Genomic DNA, 23,977 nt, shown 5'->3' with positions numbered 1-23,977 from the left:
GTTTTCCATGACGATCGACCAGGACCTTGCTCGTATCGAGCTGCAAGAGGAAACGCTGCGTTTCGATGCTTTTGACCTTTCGACCGCCTGGGTGCTTGGCAAGCTGTTGCGCGACCTCGCCAGCGAGCGCAACATGGGCGTTGCGATCGATATCACACTGCATTCCATGCCGGTTTTCTATATAGCCTTGCCCGGCTCGACACCTGACAATTCCAACTGGATTCGCCGGAAGCGTAATATGGTGCTGCGTTACTTCCGCAGCAGCTATGCGAGCACGTTGCGGCTGCAGCAGCAGGGCAAGACGATTGAGGACAACGGGCTCTCAAGCACCGAATACGCTGCATCTGGTGGCAGCTTTCCGATCTTCGTCAACGGCACGGGCTGTATCGGTGCCGTCACGGTTTCCGGGCTACCACAGCGAGAAGACCACAATCTCGTTGTTGAAGCCCTTGCTCTGACCCTCGGTCACGAACTTCACAATCTCAGCCTCACTTAGAGGGTTGAGGCGGCGCCAGCCTTGGAGCGGGCGCCGCTCCGAATTTTAGATTTTGCCGCCAGCCTCGGCGATGACCTTGGTCAGGCTGCCCGTTGCCGGGAAGAGAGGGATCAGGCATGCCTGCAAGGCATGATAGATATCGCCCTTGCCAGGGAACAGCGTATGAGCAGGAGCGAGATTTTCTGTCAGTTCCTCGTGCCAGCCGCCATTGGTGCGATCGATGAAGGCTTGGCCAATAACGCTCCAGATCTTGCGGTAGCTTTCTTCGTGGAAATCGCTCGGGACGTGTTCGTTCAGATAGTGAGCGGCACCGGCTCCTTCGCAGGCGGGCCACCAGAGTTTGTTGCGTTTTGCAGGCACATCTTCCCAGTCGAGCGTGTAGAAGAACCCGTTCTTCTCGCTGTCCCAGCCGAGTGACATGGATTGAGAGAAGAGGCCCTTGGCCGCTTCCGGCATCCAGCCATGACGCTTTTCCCCCAACGACCATAGCTGCAGGATGAGGCGTGCCCATTCCAGCCAGTGTCCCGGTGTCGTGCCCGATGGGCGAAACATCTCGTTGCCGCGGTAATTCTTATCCAGGACCCAATCGGCGTTGAAATGCTCTGCGACACGCCAGCCGACAGAGCCTGCCGAGCGGCGGATGACGAGGTCGGCGATGCTTTCCGCCTTTTCGAGATATGCCTTGTCGCCCGTTGCCTCGAAAGCGGCCATCAACGCTTCCGTCAGATGCATGTTGGAGTTCTGGCCGCGATAGGTGCCGCCGTCGATCAACGACCAATCCCGATTAAATTCCTCGGCAATCGCTCCGTGCTTTGCCTCCCAGAACTTCGTGTTCAGGATCTCGGTGACATCGGCGAGCATGCCATCGGCCAACGGATGGCCGATCGTCTTTGCGGAAGAGGCTGCAAGCAGCACGAAAGCATGACCGTAGCCCTGCTTGCTGGAATCGACAGGGCCGTCATTGTTCAGCGACCAAAAGTAGCCGCCATGCTTCGTGTCTCGATGATTGTTCCACAGATAGGTCATGCCGTGATCGACAATCTCGTTTGCGCCGGGACGGCCGAGCAGAGATCCGATCGAGAAGCAATGCACCATTCGGGCAGTCGAATGAATGCCGCGCACGGGATTTACTGAATCCAGCGGTTTGCCGGCATCATTCATGTCGTAAAAGCCACCCTTGGGATTGACGGCGCGATACTGGAAGAAGTCAAAAAGCGCATCGGTTTGGTCTAGCAGCCAACGCCTATGGTAGGCGCGCGTGCTCCAGTTTCCGAGCGTTGCGGGTTCAACCTGTATGTTCATGCCGTCCTCCTGGGATTCTTTCTTCAAGCCTATAGCTCTGCCCGATAGTGCTGTCATCGCATAACGGATGAAACTGTGTCGCTGTCCTCATCTTGTCCATGGGGCATGCCGACGATCGGTTCCGATCGCTCTTATTTTCCGAAAACACCTCGAACTGTGGAAGCATTGTCCTTGCGTTGATGCCGCTTAGAGCATAGATATGTTGACATAAAGATATCTTTATGTGATCTGAGTGCGGAGTCGCAATCAGGCCAGAGGAATTCGCTTATGTTTGACAATCTTTTTGGTTCGGAAACGGCGAAGCGCGACGGCAGCGAGGTGTTCAAGGCCCTGCGAGAGGCGGCGAGCGAGCGAATCCTCGTGCTTGATGGTGCCATGGGCACGCAGATTCAGGGCCTTGGCTTTGATGAAGACCAGTTTCGCGGCCATCGGTTCATCGGCTGCGCCTGTCATCAGAAGGGTAATAACGACCTCCTCATTCTGACGCAGCCCGATGCCATCGAAGAGATCCATTATCGCTATGCTAAAGCTGGAGCCGATATCCTCGAAACCAACACCTTCTCTTCCACTAGCATTGCGCAGGCGGACTATCAGATGGAAGGTGCGGTTTACGACCTCAACAAGGAGGGCGCGGAAATCGTGCGCCGCGCGGCGATCCGCGCCGAGCGCGAGGATGGCAGGCGCCGGTTCGTCGCGGGCGCAATCGGTCCCACCAATCGAACCGCCTCCATTTCCCCCGATGTCAACAATCCCGGCTATCGTGCTGTCAGCTTTGATGATTTGCGTCTCGCCTATGGAGAGCAGATCGACGGCCTGATCGATGGTGGCGCCGACATCATTCTGATCGAGACGATCTTCGATACGTTGAACGCGAAGGCCGCGATTTTCGCTTGCGAGGAGCGCTTCGAGGCCAAGGGCATCCATTTGCCCGTCATGATTTCCGGCACGATCACGGATCTCTCCGGCCGCACGCTGTCGGGGCAGACGCCGTCGGCATTCTGGAATTCCGTGCGCCATGCCAGCCCGTTTACGATCGGCCTCAATTGTGCGCTCGGCGCCAACGCGATGCGGCCGCATTTGCAGGAGCTTTCGGCTGCTGCGGATACCTTCATCTGCGCCTATCCGAATGCCGGTCTGCCGAACGAATTCGGCCAATATGACGAAACGCCCGAGATGATGGCGGCGCAGGTGGAGGAGTTCGCTCGCGAAGGTCTGGTCAATATCGTTGGCGGCTGCTGCGGCTCCACGCCTGAGCATATTGCCGCTATCGCTCAGGCCGTTTCCAAATATCCGCCGCGTCAGCTTGCCGAACATCGCCCCTTCATGTCGCTCTCCGGGCTGGAACCGTTCGAGCTCACCAAGGACATTCCGTTCGTCAATGTCGGCGAGCGCACGAACGTTACCGGCTCGGCGAAATTCCGCAAGCTGATCACCAATGCCGATTATACGGCAGCGCTTGCCGTGGCGCGCGACCAGGTCGAGAATGGTGCGCAGGTCATCGACATCAACATGGATGAGGGCCTGATCGATTCGGAAAAGGCCATGGTGGAATTCCTGAACCTCATCGCCGCCGAACCGGATATCGCCCGTGTTCCGGTCATGATCGACAGTTCGAAGTTCTCGATCATCGAGGCAGGATTGAAATGCGTTCAGGGCAAGCCGATCGTCAATTCCATATCCCTGAAGGAAGGCGAGGAGAACTTCCTCAAGCAGGCTCGCTTGATGCGCATGTATGGTGCGGCTGTCGTCGTCATGGCGTTTGACGAGCAGGGTCAGGCGGACAGCTATGAGCGCAAGGTGGAAATCTGCTCGCGCGCTTATAAGTTGCTGACGGAAGTAGCAGGCCTGCCACCGGAAGATATCATCTTCGATCCGAATATCTTTGCGGTCGCAACGGGGATCGAAGAGCACAATAATTACGGTGTCGACTTTATCGAGGCGACCCGGACGATCCGGAAGACCATGCCACTGGTCCATATTTCCGGCGGCGTCTCAAACCTGTCCTTCTCGTTCCGCGGCAATGAACCCGTCCGCGAGGCCATGCACGCCGTGTTCCTCTATCACGCCATCCAGGCGGGCATGGACATGGGTATCGTCAATGCCGGGCAATTGGCTGTCTATGACAATATCGACCCGGATTTGCGGGAGGCTTGCGAGGATGTCGTGCTCAACCGCCGCTCGGACAGCACGGAGCGTCTGCTTGAGATCGCTGAACGCTTCCGCGGTGCCGGCGGCAAGGAGGCGAAGGCGCAGGATCTTTCCTGGCGCGAATGGTCAGTCGAGAAGCGGCTCGAACATGCGCTAGTCAACGGCATTACCGAATATATCGAAGCCGATACCGAGGAAGCGCGTCAGGCTGCTGAGCGGCCGCTGCATGTCATCGAAGGCCCGCTGATGGCCGGCATGAATGTCGTTGGCGATCTCTTTGGTTCGGGGAAGATGTTCCTGCCGCAAGTCGTGAAGTCCGCCCGTGTCATGAAGCAGGCCGTCGCCGTTTTGCTGCCCTACATGGAAGCCGAGAAGCTTGCCAATGGCGGTGATAGCGAGCGGAAGTCCGCCGGCAGGATTCTGATGGCGACCGTCAAGGGTGACGTGCACGACATCGGCAAGAACATCGTTGGCGTTGTTCTCGCCTGCAACAATTACGAGATCATCGATCTCGGCGTCATGGTGCCGGCGACGAAGATCCTGGAGACAGCCGTCGCCGAAAAGGTCGATATTATCGGCCTGTCAGGGTTGATCACACCATCTCTCGACGAAATGGTGCATGTTGCTTCCGAGATGGAGCGGCAGGGCTTCGACATTCCCTTGCTGATCGGTGGTGCCACGACCAGCCGCGTCCATACCGCGGTGAAAATCCATCCGGGCTATCACCGAGGGCAAACCGTCTACGTTACGGATGCGAGCCGGGCCGTTGGCGTCGTATCAGCGCTGCTGTCGCCCGATGCGCGGCAGGGCTATATCGACACCGTTCGGGCTGAGTATTCCAAGGTCGCTGCCGCCCACGCACGCAGCGAAGCGGAGAAGGTACGGTTACCGATCGCAAGGGCACGTGAAAATGCGGAGAAAGTGGATTGGTCGAGCTACAAGCCGGTCAAGCCGCAGTTCTTCGGGACCAAGGTATTCGAGAGTTACGATCTTGCCGAACTTGCGAAATATATCGACTGGACTCCGTTCTTCCAGACCTGGGAGTTGAAGGGGCGTTTCCCGGCAATTCTCGAAGACGAAAAGCAGGGCGAGGCGGCGCGGCAGCTCTATGGCGATGCGCAGGCGATGTTGGAAAAGATCATTGCGGAAAACTGGTTCCGCCCGCGTGCGGTCATCGGTTTCTGGCCGGCGAGTGTCGTCGGCGATGACATCAGGTTGTTCACGGATGAAAGCCGCAGCGAAGAACTCGCCACTTTCTATACGTTGCGCCAGCAGCTGTCGAAGCGTGATGGCCGGCCGAATGTCGCCCTGTCGGATTTCGTGGCGCCGGCTTCCAGCGGTGTCGGTGATTATGTCGGCGGCTTCGTCGTCACGGCCGGCATTGAAGAAGTCGCTATCGCCGAGCGCTTCGAGCGTGCCAATGACGATTACTCCTCGATCCTGGTGAAAGCACTGGCCGACCGCTTCGCGGAAGCCTTTGCCGAGCGGATGCACGAGCGGGTGCGGCGGGAGTTCTGGGGTTATGCTCCGGACGAGACTTTCTCAAGCGAGGAACTCGTTCTCGAAGCCTATGCCGGTATTCGTCCGGCGCCAGGTTATCCGGCTCAGCCTGACCATACCGAAAAGGACACGCTTTTCCGCCTTCTGGACGCCGAAGCAGCAACCGGCGTGAAACTCACGGAAAGCTATGCGATGTGGCCAGGTTCGTCCGTCTCGGGCATCTACATAGCTCACCCGTCCTCCTATTACTTCGGCGTTGCCAAGGTCGAGCGCGATCAGGTGGAGGACTATGCCGGTCGTAAGGGCATGCCGGTGGCCGAGGTAGAGCGCTGGCTCGGCCCGGTCCTCAATTATGTGCCGGAGAAGCGTGAGGCCGCGGTCGACGACGCAGCCTGATTGCGAGTCGTTTCAACGGCTTGCAGTGCTTAGCTTAGAATTTGATTCTGCATGCAAAAGCCGCCCCAGTCATCTTGGCTGGGGCGGCTTTTTTTGATTCCGGCATTTTTCGGTCTCGCGGATCTGAGCTAGTTCGCGCCGATCGTCAGTTCTGCGACGAAATCATAGGCATCGCCGCGATAGAGCGATCGTGTGAATTCGACGGCCCGGCCAGAGCCGAGATAGGAGATGCGCTCGATCGAGAGGCCGGCAGCGCCGACGGGAACGCCGAGCAATCCGGCGTCCGCCTCTTTCATGTTGGTCGCCGATATGCGCTGAACGGCGCGGACGGGGCGCACCTGACGCTTTTCCAGTTCCGCATAGAGCGATGTCGTGACCACCGATGGATCCGGCAGAAATTCGCCGGAGACACTGGCGTGCTCGATCGCCAATGGCTGATCGTCGGCGATGCGGAGGCGGCTGAGCCGCGATACCTTGGTGTCGGCTGCAAGACCGAGAATCATCATCTCATCCGGGGAGGGCGTATGGATGCCCTTGTGCAGCCATTCGGAACGAGCCGTCATCCCGCGTCGGGCCATGTCCTCCGTAAACGATGTCAGCTGCGACAGCCGCTGTTCCACCTTGGAAACAGGTTTTGCGACGAATGTTCCCGAGCCGTGGCGACGGACGAGAATGCCTTCGGCCACGAGGTCGTCGATCGCCTTGCGCACCGTGACGCGGCTGACCGCGGCAAATTCCGCGATGTCACGCTCCGGTGGCAGTGCGTCTCCATGTTTCAGCCTACCGACCTTTACGGCCTCTTCGAGCGTACGCCGGAGCTTGACGTAAAGCGGACCCGTGCCGCCTCCAGAAAGGCGCTCCGGCGAGAAGATCGCGCTCAAATCTTCGGTCATGCCTTGTTTTCCTCTCCACCCCGCAGCAATTTCGCCGCCAGTTCTACGGCGCCGCGCAGAACATCTCCTCTTGGTTCAGCGAGAATCGCCTTGTGGTGCTCATCAAGCCAGGGACGATAAGCCTGGGCAAGGCCGCCGAGAAGGCAGATCGAAGGGCATTCCGGCCAAAGCAGTGCATCCAGGCTCTCAGCTATCGATCTTGCCGCCGTCTTGACGATATCGATGGCGACCACATCCTCCATTCCGGCATATTCGAACACGATCGGTGCATATCGGGCGAAATCCTTGGGCTTGGATGCATGCGCAAATTCGACGATACGTTCCGGATCGTTGCCGTATTCGGCCATGATCGATGCTGTAAGCGCTGAACCCGCCCTCACTTTGTCATGGGCCAAGACAGCTCTCTCGAGCAAGTCACGCCCGAGACGGGCGCCGCTCGCCTGGTCGCCAATGACAAAACCCCAGCCACCGATACCCCAAATCCTGCCATCGCGACGGGCGTTGTAGACGGAGCCGGTGCCGAAGGCGCCGATGATCCCATCGGCGTCGCCAAGGGCGCCCTGAAGCGCTGTCGTCGCATCTGTGACGACACGCGTGTTTTTAAAGGGCAGGGCGCTTTCGACCTGCTTGCCGTAGTTGCCGACATTGGCTCCGGCGGTTCCGATGACGGCAGGCAGTGTTTGCAGCAGTTCAGGGGCGAGCCCGGCATCAATCAATGCCTGCTTTGCCGAGGCGACGATATGGATCAGCGAGTTTTCCAGATCGGAGAGGATGTTTGCCGCACCGGCCTTGCCGGTGCCGAGCACCTGCCCGCGGTCATCTATAACCGCTGCCCGGCAACTCGTGCCGCCGCCATCGATACCAATTGCAAACTGCCCCATCATGCCTCCGGATGCCGCCTATTCCCTGTTTTTTCATACAATACCAAAAAAATACCATTTACCAATAGGCAAGGCAGGCATTTTTGTCTGATAATATCCTATTGAATTATATCAATAAATTAATCGGCCTCCATCTTTTTGCTCCTGAAAGTTAAATTCGGCTGGACAATTGGTATTTTTTTGGACTTAATTCGGAGCAAGGGAACAGTATGAACGGACATCGGCAAGGCTGGCGGAAAAACAACAGCCGGTAGATGAAGCAGAATGGTGCGCATCTCGTCGTTGCGCCAGGCCGCTGGGATCAGGAGGATCTCGATTCGACGTTTGTCATAGTTTCCCACGCGGTTCTTGCTGTGTCTCCGTCCGGTGGCGGCGGACGGCAATTGATCGGGCCGATCGGGCGCGAAGCCTTTGAAGCCTTTTGCATGGGGGATCGGCAATTCTGGCGGTTCCCATGGGGCGCTGACCGTTTCCTCGGACAGGCCAGCGGATTTTCAGATCGAGAACAGCGCCTTGCCATGGCGCGGAAAACAGGAGAGGGAAATGAAAACCAATATTCTGAAAGGCTTGCTTCTTGCATCGAGCCTGCTGACCTCAGTCAGCCTCGCGCATGCGGCCGACGTGACGCTGACGGTTGAAAGCTGGCGTAACGACGACCTGCAGATCTGGCAGGAAAAGATCATCCCGGCTTTCGAAGCGAAGAACCCGGGCATCAAGATCGTCTTCTCGCCGACGGCGCCTACCGAATACAACGCATCGCTGAACGCCAAGCTCGATGCCGGTTCCGCAGGCGACATCATCACCTGCCGTCCGTTCGATGCTTCGCTCGACCTCTTCAACAAGAAGCATCTTGCCGATCTGACCAAGCTTAAGGGTTTGGAAAACTTCTCGGCTGTCGCCAAGGCCGCGTGGTCGACCGACGACGGCAAGTCGACCTTCTGCGTGCCGATGGCTTCGGTCATCCACGGCTTCATCTACAACAAGGACGCCTTCGACAAGCTCGGCCTCAAGGTGCCGACGACGCGCGATGAGTTCTTCGCCGTTCTCGACAAGATCAAGGCCGATGGCACCTACATCCCGATGGCCATGGGCACGAAGGACCTCTGGGAAGCCGCAACCATGGGCTACCAGAACATCGGCCCGAACTACTGGAAGGGTGAGGAAGGCCGAAAGGCTCTGATCGCTGGTAAGGAAAAGCTGACGGACGCGCCGTGGGTCGATCCTTACAAGGAACTGGCCAAGTGGAAGCCCTATCTCGGTGACGGCTTCGAAGCTCAAGGTTACGCTGACAGTCAGAACCTCTTCACGCTCGGCAAGGCTGCGATCTATCCGGCTGGCTCCTGGGAAATTGCTCTCTTCAACACCCAGGCGCAGTTCAAGATGGGCGCATTCCCGCCGCCGGTCGCAAAGGCTGGCGACACCGCCTATATCTCCGACCATCCGGATATCGGCGTCGGCTTGAACACGAAGAGCAAGCATCAGGAAGAAGCCAAGAAGTTCCTCGACTGGGTCGCTTCCGACGAATTCGCTACCATCTACGCCAACTCTCTGCCGGGCTTCTTCAGCCTGAACTCGCATCCGGTGAAGATGACCGATCCGCTTGCGCAGGAATTCGTTTCCTGGCGCGACAATCACAAGTCGACCGTTCGTTCGACCTATCAGATCCTGTCGCGCGGCACGCCGAACCTTGAAAACGAGACCTGGACCGAATCCGCAAACGTGATCAACGGCACGGATACCCCGGAGCAGGCCGGCGCGAAGCTCCAGAAGGGCCTCGACAGCTGGTACAAGCCGGGCAAGTAATGACTGCATAATACGGGCGAGGGGTCTTCAAGGCTCCTCGCCCTTTTCGTTATCTTGAGTAATTGGATCGGCGATCATCTCGCCTTTGCATTCGACACGCCCGATGTCGCTTCCATCCGGCTTAAGAGCCGGGGCAACGGACGGATTTGAACCTTTGAGCTGCCGTCTCATCAAGCAGCCAAGAAAAACAGGCAGAAAGCCATGAGCGACGCTGCGACATCAGATGCCCTTGAGGTCATGCCGATCAGGCGCTCCAAGCGCTGGCATATCCTCGTTTTCCTTTTCCCGGCCTTCATCGTCTATACGGCGGTCATGATCCTGCCGCTGATCGAGACATTGCGGCTGTCGCTTTACAACGTCGTCGACAACCAGTCCGTCTTCGTCGGCCTGAACAATTTCAAGGTGCTGTTCGGCGATGACCGCTGGTCGCATGATTTCTGGAATGCGCTGCGCAACAACCTGATCTTCTTCGCCATTCACATGTGCGTGCAGAATCCGATCGGTGTCGCTTTGGCTGCACTCCTGTCCTTGCCGAAGCTGCGCTTTGTCGCCTTCTATCGCACAGCCATCTTCCTGCCGACGCTGCTCTCCTTCGTCGTCGTCGGCTTCATCTGGAAGCTGATCCTCTCGCCGCTCTGGGGTGTTGCGCCAGAGCTTTTGAATGTCATCGGCCTGAAATCGTTCTTCGCCCCGTGGCTCGGCAGGCCGAGTACGGCGCTGATTACCGTCGCGCTGATCTCGGTCTGGCAATATGTCGGCATTCCGATGATGCTGATCTATGCCGCGCTGCTCAACATCCCCGAAGAGGTGATCGAAGCCGCCGAATGTGACGGCATCACCGGTTGGAGCCAATTCTGGAAGATCAAGCTGCCGCTGGTGTTGCCGGCGATCGGCATCATCTCGATCCTGACTTTCGTCGGCAATTTCAACGCGTTCGACCTGGTCTATACCGTGCAAGGGGCCTTGGCGGGACCGGATGGCTCGACCGATATTCTCGGCACGCTGCTTTACCGCGTCTTCTTCGGCTTCCAGCTGCAGCTGGGCGACCGCTCGATGGGCGCAACGATCGCGACGGTGATGTTCCTCATCATCCTGGCCGGCGTGTCCTTCTATCTTTTCATCGTCCAGCGGCGCATCCGCCGCTACCAGTTCTGAGGAGCGCGATCCATGTCCAAGGCACGCACTTCCCTTGTCCGCACCGGCTTCGTCCATCTGGCGCTCATCGCCTATACGCTCGTCGCCATCTTCCCGGTATTCCTGACCGTCATCAACTCCTTCAAGGATCGCGCCTCGATCTTCCGCGCGCCCTTGAGCGTCCCGACACCATCCTCCTTCAGCATGATCGGCTATGATACCGTTCTGAAGCAGGGGGACTTCCTCACCTATTTCCAGAACAGCTTCGTCGTGACGATCGTCTCGATCATCTTGACCTTGCTGTTCGGGGCGATGGCGGCCTTTGCGCTGTCGGAATATCGTTTCCGCGGCAATACGGTGATGGGTCTTTATCTGGCCATCGGCATCATGATCCCGATCCGCCTCGGTACTGTCGCGATCCTGCAGGGCATGGTCGCCGCCGGCCTCGTCAACACGCTGACGGCCCTGATCCTGGTCTATACCGCGCAGGGCCTGCCGCTGGCGATCTTCATCCTGTCCGAGTTCATGCGGACGGTTTCCGACGACCTGAAGAATGCCGGCCGCATCGACGGTCTCAGCGAATATGCGATCTTCTTCCGACTGGTGCTGCCATTGGTCCGTCCGGCGATGGCGACGGTTGCCGTCTTCACCATGATCCCGATCTGGAATGACCTGTGGTTCCCGCTGATCCTTGCGCCGAGCGAGGCGACCAAGACGGTGACGCTCGGATCTCAGATCTTCATCGGCCAGTTCGTCACCAACTGGAATGCGGTGCTGGCGGCACTGACGCTCGCCATCCTGCCAATCCTCATCCTTTACGTCATCTTTTCGCGTCAACTCATTCGCGGCATTACATCCGGAGCAGTCAAGTGAGCGTATCTGAAAAGCCGATCCGCGTTCTCGTCGTTGGCCTTGGCAATATGGGTCGCAGCCATGCGCTGGCCTATCACAACAATCCGGGCTTCGAGATCGTCGGCCTCGTCAACCGCTCCAGCCGGGAACTGCCCGAGGAGTTGCGGGGATACACGGTCCATCCGGATTTCGAGGCGGCGTTGAAAGAGCTGAAGCCGGATCTCTGCTCCATCAACACCTATTCCGACAGTCATGCCGATTTTGCCGTCAAGGCCTTCGAAGCCGGCTGCCATGTCTTCGTCGAGAAGCCGCTGGCCACGACGGTCGAAGATGCCGAGCGTGTGGTCGCGGCCGCGAAGAAGGCCGGCAAGAAGCTGACGATCGGCTACATCCTTCGCCATCATCCCTCGTGGATGCGCTTGATTGCCGAAGCGCGCAAGCTCGGCGGCCCCTATGTATTCCGCATGAACCTCAATCAGCAATCGAGCGGCCCAACCTGGGAGACGCATAAGGCGCTGATGCAGAACACTTCGCCGATCGTCGATTGCGGCGTGCATTATGTCGACGTCATGTGCCAGATCACCGATGCCAAGCCCGTCGAAGTACGCGGCATGGGCCTGCGGCTGACGCAGGAGATCAAGCCGGACATGTATAATTACGGCCATCTGCAGGTGATATTCGAAGACGGTTCCGTCGGCTGGTACGAAGCCGCCTGGGGTCCGATGATTTCGGAGACGGCGTTCTTCGTGAAGGACGTGATGTCGCCGAACGGTTCGGTCTCGATCGCCATGGATCAGAATGCCAAGTCTGACGATATCGACATGCACACGAAGACGTCGGTCATCCGGCTGCATAGCGCCGAGACTGGTCCGAACGGCCAGTTCATTCGGCCGGATCAGGATCTGCATATGGATGGCGAACCGGGCCATCAGGAGCTCTGCGACTTCGAGCAGGCCTTCATGCTGAAGGCCATCCGCGAGGATATCGACCTCAATCGCCATATGGACGATGCCGTTCAATCGCTGCGCATATGCCTTGCCGCCGATGAGAGCGTGCGCACCGGCAAGCCCGTTTATCTATAAGGACAAAAGACTGTGGGATCGCTTCAACTGAAATCCATCCGCAAGGCCTATGGTACGCATGACGTGCTGAAGGGCATCGACCTCGAGGTAAAGGATGGTGAGTTCGTCATCTTCGTGGGTCCTTCCGGCTGCGGCAAGTCGACCCTCCTGCGCAGCATCGCCGGTCTCGAGGACGTGACCTCCGGCGCCGTGCTGATCAACGGCCAGGATGTGACCGTCACTCCTCCGGCAAAGCGCGGCATCTCGATGGTCTTCCAGTCCTATGCGCTCTATCCGCATCTGACCGTCAAGGACAATATGGGTCTGGGCCTCAAGCAGGCCGGCACGCCGAAGGCCGAAATCGACAGCCGGGTCGAGAAGGCGTCCGGGATGCTGTCGCTTGCGCCCTATCTCGGCCGCCGCCCATCGGAGCTCTCCGGTGGCCAGCGTCAGCGTGTCGCAATCGGCCGTGCCATCGTGCGCGAACCCGAGCTTTTCCTTTTCGATGAGCCGCTCTCGAACCTCGATGCGGCGCTGCGCGTCCAGACCCGCCTGGAGATCGCCCGGCTGCATCGCAGCCTGAAGGCGACGATGATCTACGTCACCCACGACCAGGTCGAGGCGATGACGCTTGCCGACAAGATCGTCGTGCTCAATGCCGGTGCGATCGAGCAGATCGGTTCGCCGATGGAGCTTTATAACCGTCCGGCCAATACCTTCGTTGCCGGCTTCATCGGCTCGCCGCAGATGAATTTCATCCCTTCAGAACGACTCGGCGAAAGCGGTGCCAAGACCGTTGGCATCCGCCCCGAACATATCACGCTGTCGCGCGATCAGGGCACATGGGCAGCCAAGGTCATCCATGTCGAGCATCTCGGTGCCGACACCATCATCTATCTCGAATCCGAGGCCACCGGTCTTCTGACTGCGCGTCTTTTCGGCGAACATAAATATGAGCCGGACGAGATGGTCTATGCAACGCCGGATGCGAGCCAGATGCATCGTTTCGATGCGGACGACAAGGCGATCCGAGCATAAATGGCCCCGCCGAGACGAAGTGACGAACTTCGCCTCGGCTATCCCATCATTGTGTGACCTGTATCGTCATTTGCCTTGCGACTGCGAGGGATTGTTTGCCGCCAGAGCGGCCCGCTCGATGGCTTCGGCTATTTGGGCGGAAAGGGCGGGATCGGAGACGGCGCGGGCAAGCGTTAGGCCGCCGCTCAGCGTTGCGAGAAGAACGATGGCACGATCTTCCGCCGTTGTTTCTCCGGAGCTTGTGCTCTCCGGCAGGCCGGCGGCGACATCCGCGATCAACTTTCTCAACTCTACCGTATAGACGCGGCGTGTTTCCTCATCGGCCCGCATCACGTCGGGAGAAAGGCTCGGCAGCGTGCAGCTGTCGCCGAGATCGCAGGTCCGCTTGTAGCCGAGATAGAAGCCGGCAAGCGCCTTCAACCAGTCTTTCGGCTGGTTTTGCCTGAGTGTCAGGATCGCTTGACGCAATTCCTCCAACCCTTCCACGACCGCGGTGCGAAACGCTTCGCTCTTGGACTTGAAGTGTCCGTAGAATGCGCCGTTGGTAACGCCGGCCGCTTTCGTCAGCGCATCGATGCCCGCGCCGCCATAGCCTTCCTTGCGAAAGACTTGCCCCGCCGCCGCGACGACCCGCGTCCGGGTTTCTTCCTTATGTTCGGCGCTGTAGCGCACTGCCGCCTCCATTAAGAGTGATCTCTCTTTATCTGTTGCATAGAGAGTGATCGATGTGTATCGTTAAAGAGTGATCGGTATATATCATTTGCCGGCGCAGGTCCAACAAGGAGATATCCCATGCCTATTACCCTTACCGTATCCGAAGGGCTGCTTTCCTCCGAAGCGCAGGCGCAAGCTTTCGCCGGATTGACAGATGCCGTCCTCGACGTTGCCGGATTGACCGGGAATGAATTCATGACGGCCAATGTCATCGGTTCGATCAATGTGCTTCCGGCAGAACATGTGCTGGCGGCCGGAAAGCCCGTTGCCGCGGCCTTTATCGAACTCAAACTGCCCGAAATCGCACTCGCGACTGCCGAAGCCAAACGTGCTTTCATTGCAAGGGCGACCGATGTCGTCGAGCGGGCCGCGGAAGGGCGGATCAAGCGCGAGCACATCTGGTCGAATATCGTCTATGCGCCCGAGGGTGCCTGGGGCATTGCGGGACAAAGCTACAGCAATGCCGATCTTGTCGGCGCCATTGCGAGCGCCGCAGCGCCCGCGGTCGACGCTCATCGCGCCTGAGATGAGTTAATCGGTAACAATACCGGGCGGCCGCGTGGGCCGCTCGTTCGGCAACAAGGGGAGGCAGGAGATGCAACTCGCCAATTATCTGTTTTTCACGACGCATTGTGAGGACGCGCTTGCCTTTTATGCGACCTGCGGGCTTGGCCAGGTGACGCTGTTGATCCGGCACGGTGCGGATGGGATACCGCTTGCCCACGAGGCAATGCGTGGCAGTGTAATGCATGCTCGCTTTGAAGGACCAGGCGTCATGTTCTTCGCCTCGGACAATCACGACGCAGAGCCGATGCGAGGTTCCGCCCATATGCTCATGATGGATGACCGAGAGAGCACTGACAGGATGTTTGCCCGATTGGCTGAAGGCGGCACAGTGACGACGCTGCTCGCCGTCCAGCCTTGGGGTAGCTATTACGGCAAGCTGACGGATCGGTTCGGCGTGCAATGGATGGTGGATTGCCTGCAGTAGGCGAGGGCCGATCACGATTAGAAGATTGTCGCCACTAGTCCGGTCGTCCGGACGAATTCATACGGCTGTCATGGGACTTCGCTATCAAGGGTTCAGTCAACTCCAACAGCGAGCCCATCATGACAAACGCAGCCTCCACTTACGCAACCTGGCACAAGGAACCGCAGGGCGACGCCGCAATGGCGGAATCGCACAGTCCTTATTGGCGGCATTTTATCGAGACGATACCGGAGCGCGACTTCTCCTCGAAGACTGTCCTGGACTTCGGCTGCAACCGGGGCGGCTTTCTGCGACTGCTTCATGCCATGCGGCCGTTCCGCCGTGGTGTCGGCATCGACATCGCCTCGGAATCCGTGGCGGCTGCCGTCGAAGCTGTCGGCAACATGCCGCTCCAGTTTCACGTAACGACCGATCTGGCGCCTTTCGCCGATCGCTTCGACGTCGCCTTCAGCTATGAGGTGATCTATCTGCTACCGCAACTGAAAGAGCATGCCGAGGGGATGTTCCGTGCCATGCGCAATGGGGGCGTCTACTACGCTGTAACCGGCTGCCACAATGAAATGCCGCTTTGGCCGAAATGGCTTGAGCTTATCGGCAACAACAGCAATGCGCCGATGCAGGATCGCTCTCCGCAGGACTATATCGAGGCGTTCACGGCTGCCGGCTTCGATGTTTCTGTCAGGCGTTTCGGCTATGACGGTTTTGTGCGCGCAACCAAGGACCGCAAATATTATCCGAGCATTCTCGACGCCTTGAGCTATCCGGCCGAATACAAGCTGTTGTTCCGGCTCGAGAAGCGCATCTGACATGGAGACGATCGACCGCAAGGGCGGCAGCGCCCTCTGGCATCAGATCGGCGAGATCCTGGCGGCTGATATTGCCGCCGGGACTTTCGCGCCCGGAGAGAAATTGCCGACCGAGCCCGAGATGATGCAGCGCTTCGGCGTCAGTCGGTTCACCGTGCGTCAGGCGCTGGGCCATCTGGAACAGCGTGGGCTGGTACGTGCCGAGCAGGGACGGGGAACCTTCGTTCACAGGGGCGTGCTCGACTATACGCTGTCGAAGCGCACGCGCTTTCACAAGAACCTGATCGAGCAGGGTTTCGAGCCGGGTGGCGAGTTGCTCGTCCATGAGATCGTGCCGGCGACGGAACGCGTTGCCAGCTATCTGAAGCTGGCAGTTGGGGTAATGGTCATCCATCGTCGCGGCGTCATGACGGCTGATGGCATTCCGGTCGAATTGGGCGATTCCTATTATCCGGCCGAACGTTTTCCCGATTTCGACAAGGCCAGATTGCAGCATGCGACGATCTCGGCGGCACTCGCCAGCTATGGCGTCACCGACTATGAGCGCTTGTCAACGGAGATCGAGGCGCGCATGCCGACGGCGGACGAGGCACGGATCCTGCGCCAGCCGAAATCCGCGCCGCTGCTGGTGACGCGCAAGGTGGATGCGGATACCGACAGGGTGCCGATCACCTATTCGGAATCGGTCTGGCCGGCTGAACGCACCACATTCAATCTCGATCTGCGATAGCAAGGTTGCGGCGGGTCTGCCCATTTGGAGCGCCGCGCTCCGTATCAGCGATGGGACAGGATATTGACGACCTTGCCGAAGGGATCGCGGACATAGAACCGGCGGACACCCCAGGGTTCGTCTGTCAGGTCATACAATATTCCGAAGCCCATGGAGGTGGCGCGCTGATAGAGCGCGTCGACATTATCGACTTCGATGGAGAGATCGGGGACGAGCGTTCCCGAACCGCCTTCGCTGGCAACGCTGATCTGCGGTATTGTTGCCGCTTCGGACGCGAAGGTGACGATCCAGCCGTGATCCATGACGATATCGAGGCCGAGCAGGTCTTGGTAGAAAAGACGGGCCGTGGCGGGATCGGCGGTAGGCAGGTTCGGGATGATGCGTAGGACGGTCACTGACGTTTCTCCCTTTTAAAGGTGGAGGCGGGCTTTCGCTGCGCCTCCACCATGCTGGTCAGACCGTGACGGCCGGCAGCAGCTTGGCGCGCTCCGAAAGGATATGGCGGCAGGCGCTGGCCACTTCACGGCCCTTGATGATGAAATGTTCCTTGAAGAACTGGATATGGGCTTCCGACTCCTGGAAGTGATGCGGCGTCAGGACTGCAGAAAGGATAGGCACACCGGTATCCAGCTGCACGCGCATCATCGCATCGAGAACGGTATTGGCGACGAATTCATGGCGATAGATGCCGCCGTCGACAACGAAAGCGGTGGCAACGATTGCGGAATAACGGCCATTGCGGGCGAGCGTCTGTGCATGCAGCGGAATCTCAAGCGCGCCGGGTACATCGAAGATATCGATCGGCGATGCGCCTTCCACCGTCTGCCATTCGGCAACGAAGGAGTCGACCGAGCGATCGACGATGTCGGCATGCCAGCGAGCCCGAATGATCGCAATGCGGCTCGGCTGGGTAGAAATCGAAATGGTCATGAATTTTGCCTTTCAAGGGTTGTTGTCAATTATCCCTTGGGCGAACACGCATGAACGCGGCACTCCCCGTACGGAGGAGGTGCGACCCTGCTTGCTCTCTTCCATCCGGACTATACCGTCGGCTCCGGCATCTCACCGGATCTGCTGACCCTTCCGAAAGCTCGGAAGGCGCTCGCGGGCTCGGGGAAGATCCCCATACCGCCGGTGGGGAATTGCACCCCGCCCTGAGAACGCGTGGACTATAGATGCTTTCCCTCATGGAAATCAAAGAAAAACGCCGGGCTTTTGACCCGGCGTTTGCGAATAATTTTTCAAAGTTTACCTGCGGCGCAGGGGCCATTCTCAATCCTGAATGACGAGCAGGTCGGACGAGGCGAAGCGCAGCGTCACCTTCTCGCCAACGCTCGGAGGCATCATCCCCGGGCTGTTGAACATGTCGAAGGAAATCGTGTTGCCAGCGACATTCATGCGGGTGCGAATGACCGAACCCAGGAAGTGCGCCGAGGAGACTTCGCCGGTCAGCGCCGTGTCGCCCTTGGCCGATTCCGCCAGAGAGCCGGCTTCCGGACGCAGGGCGAGCGATACGGTATCGCCCGGCTTGTAGGCCGTGACCGACTGCTTCAGGGTGACGCCCTGATCGCCAATCATGATGCGATTGCTGTCCGGATCGATGACCTTGCCTTCGATCAGGTTCAGCGTACCGACGAAGGACGCGACAAAGCGGGTTGCCGGCGTGTTGTAGATTTCGAAAGGCGTGCCGATCTGGTCGGCACGGCCGGCATTCATGACGACGATACGGTCGGAGATGGACAGAGCTTCTTCCTGATCGTGTGTGACGAAAACCGTGGTGATGCCGAGCTGCTGCTGGATGGCGCGGATTTCCTCGCGCAGCGAGATGCGGATCTTGGCGTCGAGGGCCGAAAGCGGCTCGTCAAGCAGGAGGACCTGCGGCTTGACGGCGATGGCGCGGGCGAGCGCCACGCGCTGCTGCTGGCCGCCGGACATCTGGTAGGGGTAGCGGCCGGCGAGATGATCGAGCTTGATGAGGGCAAGCATCTCCTTGACGCGCTTGTCGATGTCGGGCTTCGCCATGCCGGCGACCTTGAGGCCGAAGGCGACGTTGTCATGCACCGTCATGTTCGGAAACAGAGCATAGGCCTGGAATACCATGCCGATATTGCGCTGGTTCGGTTTCAACGCCCGTTGATCCTTGCCGTTGATCGACAGGGTGCCGGCGGTAGGATTTTCGAAACCGGCGATCATCCGCAGCACGGTCGTCTTGCCGCAGCCCGATGGTCCGAGGAAGGAGATGAATTCTCCTTTTTCGATGTTCATGTTGAAATCGTGAACGACGTGGACGTCGCCGAAGGACTTCTTGATGTGGGTGAGTTCGAGAAAAGCCATGGTGAGAAGCCTTACGCCTTAACCGGAGCCAATTTGGAGAAGCGGGAAACGAGCTGCAGAAAGCCCATGCTGAGCCAGGTCACTGCAAGCGCGATGATGGCCAGTGCCGAGGACTGGTAAGCCTGGTTGGCGCCGACGAGCTGCATGTAAGGGCCGAAAGCCGGCCGATTGAGCAATGACGCCATCGTGAATTCGCCCATGACGATCGCCAGTGTGATGAAGGCGCCGGAGAGAACGCCGCTCATGACATTGGGGAAGATGCAGCGGAACATGATGGTCGTCCACTTCGCGCCAAGGCTTTCCGCCGCTTCCGTCAGGGTGCCGACATCGATCGTGCGCATCGCCGTATCGACCGAACGATACATATAGGGGAGCGACAAGACAATATAGGAGCAAACGAGAAGGAAGTTCGTGGTCTGCTCGAAGCCTGTTAGGGGCAGGATGGACGACGAATTGTAGAGGCGCAGATAGCCGAAGACGATGACGATTGCCGGGATGACGAGCGGCATCAGCGTGATGAATTCGACGATCGGGCGCAGCTGCGGCAGGCGAAGCCGGACCCAATAGGCCGTGGGCACGACGAGCAGCATGCCGACGATGATGGTCAGCACGGCCATGAGCATGGAATAGCCGAACGCATAGAGGAAGTGCGCATCGGAAAAGACCGATGCGTAGGCGTCGAAACTATAGGCGTCGCGGCGCATGCGCAGCGAGAATTCCAGCGTGCCGATGAGCGGAACGATGAAATAGATGGCGCCGATGACGACCGCGATCCAGGCGAAGAATTTCTGCAGCTTCATTTCTGCCACCGTTCTGCGCGCATGCGCATGATGATGTAAATGACGTTGGAAATACCGGTGATGACGATCATGCCGAGGGCCATCGCATAGCCGAGATTGGCGTTGTGCAGGACGTCACCGCGGATCTGCGCGTAGAGCTGGATCGGGATGATGTTCAGCGAGCTGCCGGTCAGGGCGATTGCAGTCGCGATCGCGCCGAAGGCGTTGGCGAAGAGCAGTAGGGTCGTGCCAAGCAAGCTCGGCCAGAGGATGGGGAATGCCACCATGAGCCAATATTGCCGATTGGTCGCTCCAAGGATGGAGGCGGCTTCGCGCCATTCCTTCTTCATGCCGTCCAGAGCAGGCGTGATGATCAGCACCATCAGCGGGATCTGAAAATACATGTAGGTGACGGTCAGGCCGATGAAGCTGTAGAGATTGAAGCCCGTCGCATAGAGATTGAAGCCCAGCCAGTCTCTCATCAACACGGTGACGAGGCCGAGGCGGCCGATCGTGGCGATGAATGCGAATGCCAGTGGCACGCCGGCAAAGTTGGAGGCGACGCCGGAAAAGGTCAGGAACGTATGGCGTACCCAGCTCGGCAAGCCGCCCATCACCAAGGCCCATGCAAGGTAGAAGCCGATCAGCGCGCCACCAAGAGAAGATGCAACCGAGACCTTGATGCTGATCCAGTATGAATCCCAGATCGATTTGGTGAAAAGATCGCCGATATTCTTCAGCGTCAGGCTGCCGTCGGGCGTTAGAAAGGCGCCTGCGATCAGATAGATCGTCGGGAGAATCAGGAACAGCAGCGCGAAGATCAGGAAGGGCGCTATGCCCAGCCAGTCGACAACCACACGCTTGTTGATCATGGGAGTGGAACTGACTGTCGATGTTGTGACGATGCTCATGATTGGCCCAATCCGCGGCGTCAGAAAAACGGAAACCTCCCCGCCGAAGCGGGGAGGTCATGTCAGGTCAAATTATTGTACGTTCGAACCGACGACAGAGTCCCACTTGGTGGTGATGGCGGCCTTGCCGGCATCCTGCTCGTCGAGCGTCGGGAATACAGCCTTTTCATAGGCGGCAGCCGGCGGCAGCTTGTCGAGAAGCTCCTGGGGGACCTTCTTGTTCTTCGCCAGGTCGTTGAAGCGGATCGGGTGGCAATAGCCCTTCAGCCAGCCGATCTGGCCTTCGTCGGAATAGAGGAACTCCATCCAGAGCTTGGCAGCGTTCGGATGCGGAGCAAAAGCCGAGATCGCCTGAACGTAGACACCGGCGATAACGCCCGAAGCCGGAACGGTGACGTCAACCGGCGGGTTGCCGTTCAGGCTGTCGCGCCAGGAAAGACCGTTATAGTCCCATGCGACAACGATCGGGGTTGCGCCCTGTGCGAGCGAAGCCGACTTGCCGATAACCGGAACGAAGTTGCCGGCCTTGTTCAGCTTGGCGAAGTAGCCGAGGCCGGCTTCACCGACCTTGGTGGCATCCTTCTCGCCGGCAGCGAGGCCAGCGGCGTAGACTGCCTGAACGGCCTGGTTCGACGTGCGCGGGTCACCTGCGAGCGAAACAGTGTTGGCATATTCCGGCTTCAGGAGGTCAGCCCAGTCCTTCGGCGGGTTCTTCACGACGTCCTTGTTGGTGACGAAGGAGAGAACGCCGTAGTAATCGCCATACCAGTAGCCTTCGGCATCCTTGGCGCTGTCCGGAATGGAATCCCAGGTGGAAACCTTGTACGGCTGCAGCAGGCCTTCCTTCTTGGCGGTCGGGCCGAAGGAGAGACCGACGTCGATCACGTCCGGAGCCTGCGGGCCGGTGTTGCCCTTGTTGGCGCGGATTGCTTCGACTTCATCGCCCGAACCGGCATCCGGGTTCAGTTCGTTCACTTCGATGCCGTACTTCGCCTTGAAAGCAGCGATCAGGTCACCATAACCGCACCAGTTGTGGGGCAGGGCGATGGTGGTCAGCGTGCCTTCCTTCTTGGCGGCAGCGATGAGATCAGCGCTCGGTTCTGCGGCCGCAATAGCCGTCGAAGCGACGAGCATCGCGGTGGAGATTGTCAGAAGACGATGAATTTTCGAGATCACTGCATTTCCTCCTTTTGGGTTTTCAGTGTCTGGCGTTGCTGTTAATGACGTTACATGAAGGTTGTGTGACGACTTCAAAGCGTTGTGTTTGCTGAAAACGCGGTCGATTTTTGCTTCTAGTCGACAAGTATGACAGTCGCTGTATTTCACCATGCTCAATGCATCGTTATTTTGTGTTTTCATTCCCCTTCAGCTTAGCTTGCGAAACAACTTTGTTTGTTCGAAAAGACCTTCCAGTGTCTTCATGCGCTCGCTTGTCTCGTCCCATGTCGAGCTTTGTACGGCTTCGATCAGGGCTTCGACGATGAAGAGGGTGACAACCGACGAATCCCAGGCGGACGGCGCCTCGATCTGCACGCGAAACGTGTATTTCGCATGCTTGGCGGCGGGCGTTGCCCATTGGTCGGTGAAGACGATGATTTCGGCGCCGCGCCGGCGGGCGGCGGCGGCCAGATTGACCATTTCCTGCTCGTAGCGCCTGATATCGAATATGACGAGCAGATCACCCGGATTCATGTTCAGGACATATTGCGGCCAGGCGCTCGAATTGGAAGAAAGCAGCGTCGTATTGGGCCGAATGACCTGCATATGGGTGAAGAAATACTCGGCAAGCGCCCCTGTGATGCGCCCACCCACGAAATAAAGCCCGCGTTTTCTTTCCGACAGCAGCGCTGCAACGCCGTCGAACGTCGCCACATCGATATCGGACAAGGTCTGCCGCAGGTTCCCCATGATGGCATCGGCGAAACGATTGAGGATATGTGTACCTGGCGCGTTGGATGCCCAACGATCGTGCTTTGTCAGCGGGTTGGAGATTGTCGCCTCAACCTCTTGATGAAGATGGGCCTGGAAGTCTGGATAGCCCTTATATCCAAGTTTCTGCACCATGCGCGCAACTGTCGGGGTCGAGACCCGCGCATTCTCGGCAACAGTGGTGATGCTGCCCAGCCCGGAAACTGGGTAGTTGTCTAACAGGCTCTTGGCGAGCTGCTTTTCGGCGCGCGTCAGCGTGTCAAAGCGCGCGTTGATCACGTCCGAAACTGTCTTCGACGCATTGTTCACTCGATTTTTGCTCCCCGGGACGGTCTGATGCCGCTTTCCTCGCAGGATATAACAACGCTGTCACAATTCGAGTCAATGTCACAAATGAAGAAATAATTTCAGTTTCCAGTTGACAGCGACGAAAACCTGAAGAATTCTTTTCTTGTAAACATTTTATTAATCGGCAATGGGGCGTCTCCGATGCTTGCGCAGCAAGGCATTTTGACGAAGGCGGATGGCGATTGTGTTGCGGTCGAAAGACCGGACGGAAGCAGTGCGGTTCTGCTCGTCTGCGAGCATGCCTCCCGCGCCCTTCCGGAGCGGTTCGGCGATCTTGGACTTTCCGTCGAGGCGCTTTCCAGCCATATCGCCTGGGATCCGGGTGCACTCGCGGTTGCAAGAGGAATTTCCGCCGGCTTGAATGCCACCTTGGTTTTTCAGCGTTTCTCCCGACTGATTTATGATTGCAACCGGCCGCCGGAAAGCGCTGGCGCCATGCCGGAGACGAGCGAGATCTATACGATCCCCGGCAATCAGCATCTGGGCGAGGCGGATAGGAAGGCGCGCACGGAAGGGCTCTACATCCCGTTTCACGATCGTATTCGGGCGCTCTTGAAGGAGCGGGCGGTGCGCGGACAAAAAACCGTGATCGTGACAATCCACAGCTTCACGCCGATCTATAATGGCAAACCACGGGCGGTGGAGCTCGGCATTCTGCATGACGAAGACCATTGGCTGGCCGATCACATGCTGGATGCAGCGGCTGAAGCGCCGCTCTATCAGACAGAGCGCAACCAGCCTTACGGACCTGAAGATGGCGTCACCCATACCTTGAAGCTGCATGGGCTTGCCAATGGTCTGCATAACGTAATGATCGAGGTCCGCAACGACCTCATTCAAGATGACGTCGGTCAAGGGGTCATGGCCGATTATCTGACGGGGCTTCTCCAGAGCAGTCTGGAAGCCTGAGCATAAAAGAAAAAGACCCCGG

The 23,977-nt window shown here is 58.5% G+C and carries 24 protein-coding genes and 1 riboswitch; of the genes, 12 read left to right on the top strand and 12 right to left on the bottom strand.

Translation table 11 applies throughout. The features are described 5' to 3' along the window. Positions 1-7 precede the first annotated feature (7 nt). On the top strand, positions 8-496 hold the full coding sequence (locus tag GA0061100_RS02210; RefSeq protein ID WP_075850973.1) for a heme-degrading domain-containing protein: 489 nt from the start codon (positions 8-10) through the stop codon (positions 494-496). A 45-nt stretch (positions 497-541) separates the two neighbouring features. Here the strand turns inward: GA0061100_RS02210 and GA0061100_RS02205 are convergent, their stop codons facing one another. Next, entirely contained in the window at positions 542-1,798 is a 1,257-nt protein-coding gene (locus tag GA0061100_RS02205) for an AGE family epimerase/isomerase (RefSeq protein ID WP_075850972.1), read from the bottom strand. A 267-nt stretch (positions 1,799-2,065) separates the two neighbouring features. Here GA0061100_RS02205 and metH point away from each other — a divergent pair, with 267 nt between their 5' ends. Then, the gene (gene metH, locus GA0061100_RS02200) at positions 2,066-5,842 is read left to right on the top strand and encodes a methionine synthase (protein ID WP_075850971.1); all 3,777 of its coding nucleotides are present in this window, start codon (positions 2,066-2,068) and stop codon (positions 5,840-5,842) included. Between the two features lie 128 nt (positions 5,843-5,970). Here metH and GA0061100_RS02195 read toward each other — a convergent pair whose 3' ends face one another. The 3 genes from GA0061100_RS02195 to GA0061100_RS02185 form a co-directional block, all read right to left on the bottom strand. Beyond that, positions 5,971-6,735, bottom strand: coding sequence for a GntR family transcriptional regulator (locus GA0061100_RS02195; protein WP_047631969.1), 765 nt, complete (start codon positions 6,733-6,735; stop codon positions 5,971-5,973). After that, positions 6,732-7,616, bottom strand: coding sequence for a glucosamine kinase nucleotide-binding domain-containing protein (locus GA0061100_RS02190; RefSeq protein WP_075851851.1), 885 nt, complete (start codon positions 7,614-7,616; stop codon positions 6,732-6,734). Before GA0061100_RS02190 ends, GA0061100_RS02195 begins: the two co-directional genes overlap by 4 nt. 119 nt (positions 7,617-7,735) lie before the next feature. Then, complete coding sequence (locus GA0061100_RS02185) at positions 7,736-8,056, bottom strand: hypothetical protein (RefSeq protein ID WP_075850970.1); 321 nt, start codon at positions 8,054-8,056, stop codon at positions 7,736-7,738. 103 nt (positions 8,057-8,159) lie between these two features. Between GA0061100_RS02185 and GA0061100_RS02180 the strand changes: the two genes are divergently transcribed. The 5 genes from GA0061100_RS02180 to GA0061100_RS02160 all read left to right on the top strand — a co-directional run bounded on the left by GA0061100_RS02180 (position 8,160) and on the right by GA0061100_RS02160 (position 13,504). Continuing rightward, the gene (locus GA0061100_RS02180; RefSeq protein ID WP_075850969.1) at positions 8,160-9,419 is read left to right on the top strand and encodes an ABC transporter substrate-binding protein; all 1,260 of its coding nucleotides are present in this window, start codon (positions 8,160-8,162) and stop codon (positions 9,417-9,419) included. Between the two features lie 201 nt (positions 9,420-9,620). Beyond that, on the top strand, positions 9,621-10,574 hold the full coding sequence (locus tag GA0061100_RS02175) for a carbohydrate ABC transporter permease (RefSeq protein ID WP_075850968.1): 954 nt from the start codon (positions 9,621-9,623) through the stop codon (positions 10,572-10,574). 12 nt (positions 10,575-10,586) lie between these two features. Further along, a complete protein-coding gene (locus GA0061100_RS02170) occupies positions 10,587-11,426 on the top strand; it encodes a carbohydrate ABC transporter permease (protein WP_075850967.1) in 840 nt (279 codons plus the stop codon). Further along, a complete protein-coding gene (locus tag GA0061100_RS02165) occupies positions 11,423-12,487 on the top strand; it encodes a Gfo/Idh/MocA family protein (protein ID WP_075850966.1) in 1,065 nt (354 codons plus the stop codon). The genes GA0061100_RS02170 and GA0061100_RS02165 overlap by 4 nt, the downstream gene beginning before the upstream one ends. A 12-nt stretch (positions 12,488-12,499) precedes the next feature. Continuing rightward, the gene (locus GA0061100_RS02160; RefSeq protein WP_075850965.1) at positions 12,500-13,504 is read left to right on the top strand and encodes an ABC transporter ATP-binding protein; all 1,005 of its coding nucleotides are present in this window, start codon (positions 12,500-12,502) and stop codon (positions 13,502-13,504) included. A gap of 66 nt (positions 13,505-13,570) precedes the next feature. Here GA0061100_RS02160 and GA0061100_RS02155 read toward each other — a convergent pair whose 3' ends face one another. Then, positions 13,571-14,176: a TetR/AcrR family transcriptional regulator gene (locus tag GA0061100_RS02155; RefSeq protein ID WP_075851850.1), complete on the bottom strand. Its 606-nt coding sequence runs from the start codon at positions 14,174-14,176 to the stop codon at positions 13,571-13,573. A gap of 120 nt (positions 14,177-14,296) precedes the next feature. Between GA0061100_RS02155 and GA0061100_RS02150 the strand changes: the two genes are divergently transcribed. The 4 genes from GA0061100_RS02150 to phnF all read left to right on the top strand — a co-directional run bounded on the left by GA0061100_RS02150 (position 14,297) and on the right by phnF (position 16,745). Next, positions 14,297-14,743 carry a tautomerase family protein gene (locus GA0061100_RS02150; protein ID WP_075850964.1) on the top strand — a complete coding sequence of 149 codons (447 nt, stop codon included), beginning with the start codon at positions 14,297-14,299 and terminating at the stop codon, positions 14,741-14,743. Positions 14,744-14,813: 70 nt separating this feature from the next. Further along, positions 14,814-15,209: a VOC family protein gene (locus GA0061100_RS02145; protein ID WP_075850963.1), complete on the top strand. Its 396-nt coding sequence runs from the start codon at positions 14,814-14,816 to the stop codon at positions 15,207-15,209. Positions 15,210-15,328: 119 nt separating this feature from the next. After that, a complete protein-coding gene (locus tag GA0061100_RS02140) occupies positions 15,329-16,015 on the top strand; it encodes a class I SAM-dependent methyltransferase (protein WP_075850962.1) in 687 nt (228 codons plus the stop codon). Position 16,016: 1 nt separating this feature from the next. Beyond that, the gene (phnF, locus tag GA0061100_RS02135; RefSeq protein ID WP_075850961.1) at positions 16,017-16,745 is read left to right on the top strand and encodes a phosphonate metabolism transcriptional regulator PhnF; all 729 of its coding nucleotides are present in this window, start codon (positions 16,017-16,019) and stop codon (positions 16,743-16,745) included. A 44-nt stretch (positions 16,746-16,789) separates the two neighbouring features. On the opposite strand, the gene GA0061100_RS02130 is transcribed toward phnF, so the two are convergent. The 7 genes from GA0061100_RS02130 to GA0061100_RS02100 all read right to left on the bottom strand — a co-directional run bounded on the left by GA0061100_RS02130 (position 16,790) and on the right by GA0061100_RS02100 (position 23,007). Beyond that, positions 16,790-17,140, bottom strand: coding sequence for a VOC family protein (locus GA0061100_RS02130; RefSeq protein ID WP_075850960.1), 351 nt, complete (start codon positions 17,138-17,140; stop codon positions 16,790-16,792). A 58-nt stretch (positions 17,141-17,198) separates the two neighbouring features. Beyond that, complete coding sequence (locus GA0061100_RS02125) at positions 17,199-17,675, bottom strand: 6,7-dimethyl-8-ribityllumazine synthase (protein ID WP_075850959.1); 477 nt, start codon at positions 17,673-17,675, stop codon at positions 17,199-17,201. 89 nt (positions 17,676-17,764) lie between these two features. Then, positions 17,765-17,911, bottom strand: a riboswitch (FMN riboswitch). 106 nt (positions 17,912-18,017) lie between these two features. Continuing rightward, positions 18,018-19,079, bottom strand: coding sequence for an ABC transporter ATP-binding protein (locus GA0061100_RS02120; RefSeq protein WP_075850958.1), 1,062 nt, complete (start codon positions 19,077-19,079; stop codon positions 18,018-18,020). 11 nt (positions 19,080-19,090) lie between these two features. Next, positions 19,091-19,879, bottom strand: coding sequence for an ABC transporter permease (locus GA0061100_RS02115; protein WP_075850957.1), 789 nt, complete (start codon positions 19,877-19,879; stop codon positions 19,091-19,093). Continuing rightward, positions 19,876-20,769 carry an ABC transporter permease gene (locus tag GA0061100_RS02110; RefSeq protein WP_075850956.1) on the bottom strand — a complete coding sequence of 298 codons (894 nt, stop codon included), beginning with the start codon at positions 20,767-20,769 and terminating at the stop codon, positions 19,876-19,878. Before GA0061100_RS02110 ends, GA0061100_RS02115 begins: the two co-directional genes overlap by 4 nt. A gap of 72 nt (positions 20,770-20,841) precedes the next feature. Continuing rightward, entirely contained in the window at positions 20,842-21,945 is a 1,104-nt protein-coding gene (locus GA0061100_RS02105) for an ABC transporter substrate-binding protein (RefSeq protein ID WP_075850955.1), read from the bottom strand. Positions 21,946-22,134: 189 nt separating this feature from the next. Next, positions 22,135-23,007, bottom strand: coding sequence for a MurR/RpiR family transcriptional regulator (locus tag GA0061100_RS02100; RefSeq protein ID WP_075850954.1), 873 nt, complete (start codon positions 23,005-23,007; stop codon positions 22,135-22,137). 180 nt (positions 23,008-23,187) lie between these two features. On the opposite strand from GA0061100_RS02100, the gene GA0061100_RS02095 reads away from it, so the two are divergent. Continuing rightward, complete coding sequence (locus tag GA0061100_RS02095) at positions 23,188-23,955, top strand: N-formylglutamate amidohydrolase (protein ID WP_075850953.1); 768 nt, start codon at positions 23,188-23,190, stop codon at positions 23,953-23,955. Positions 23,956-23,977 lie beyond the last annotated feature (22 nt).

The sequence above is a fragment of the Martinezella hainanensis genome, from assembly GCF_900094555.1.
GTDB classification, from domain to species: Bacteria; Pseudomonadota; Alphaproteobacteria; order Rhizobiales; family Rhizobiaceae; genus Rhizobium; species Rhizobium hainanense.
The sequence above is the reverse complement of the archived record's forward strand: the minus strand, read 5'-3'. Positions and strand labels throughout refer to the sequence as shown.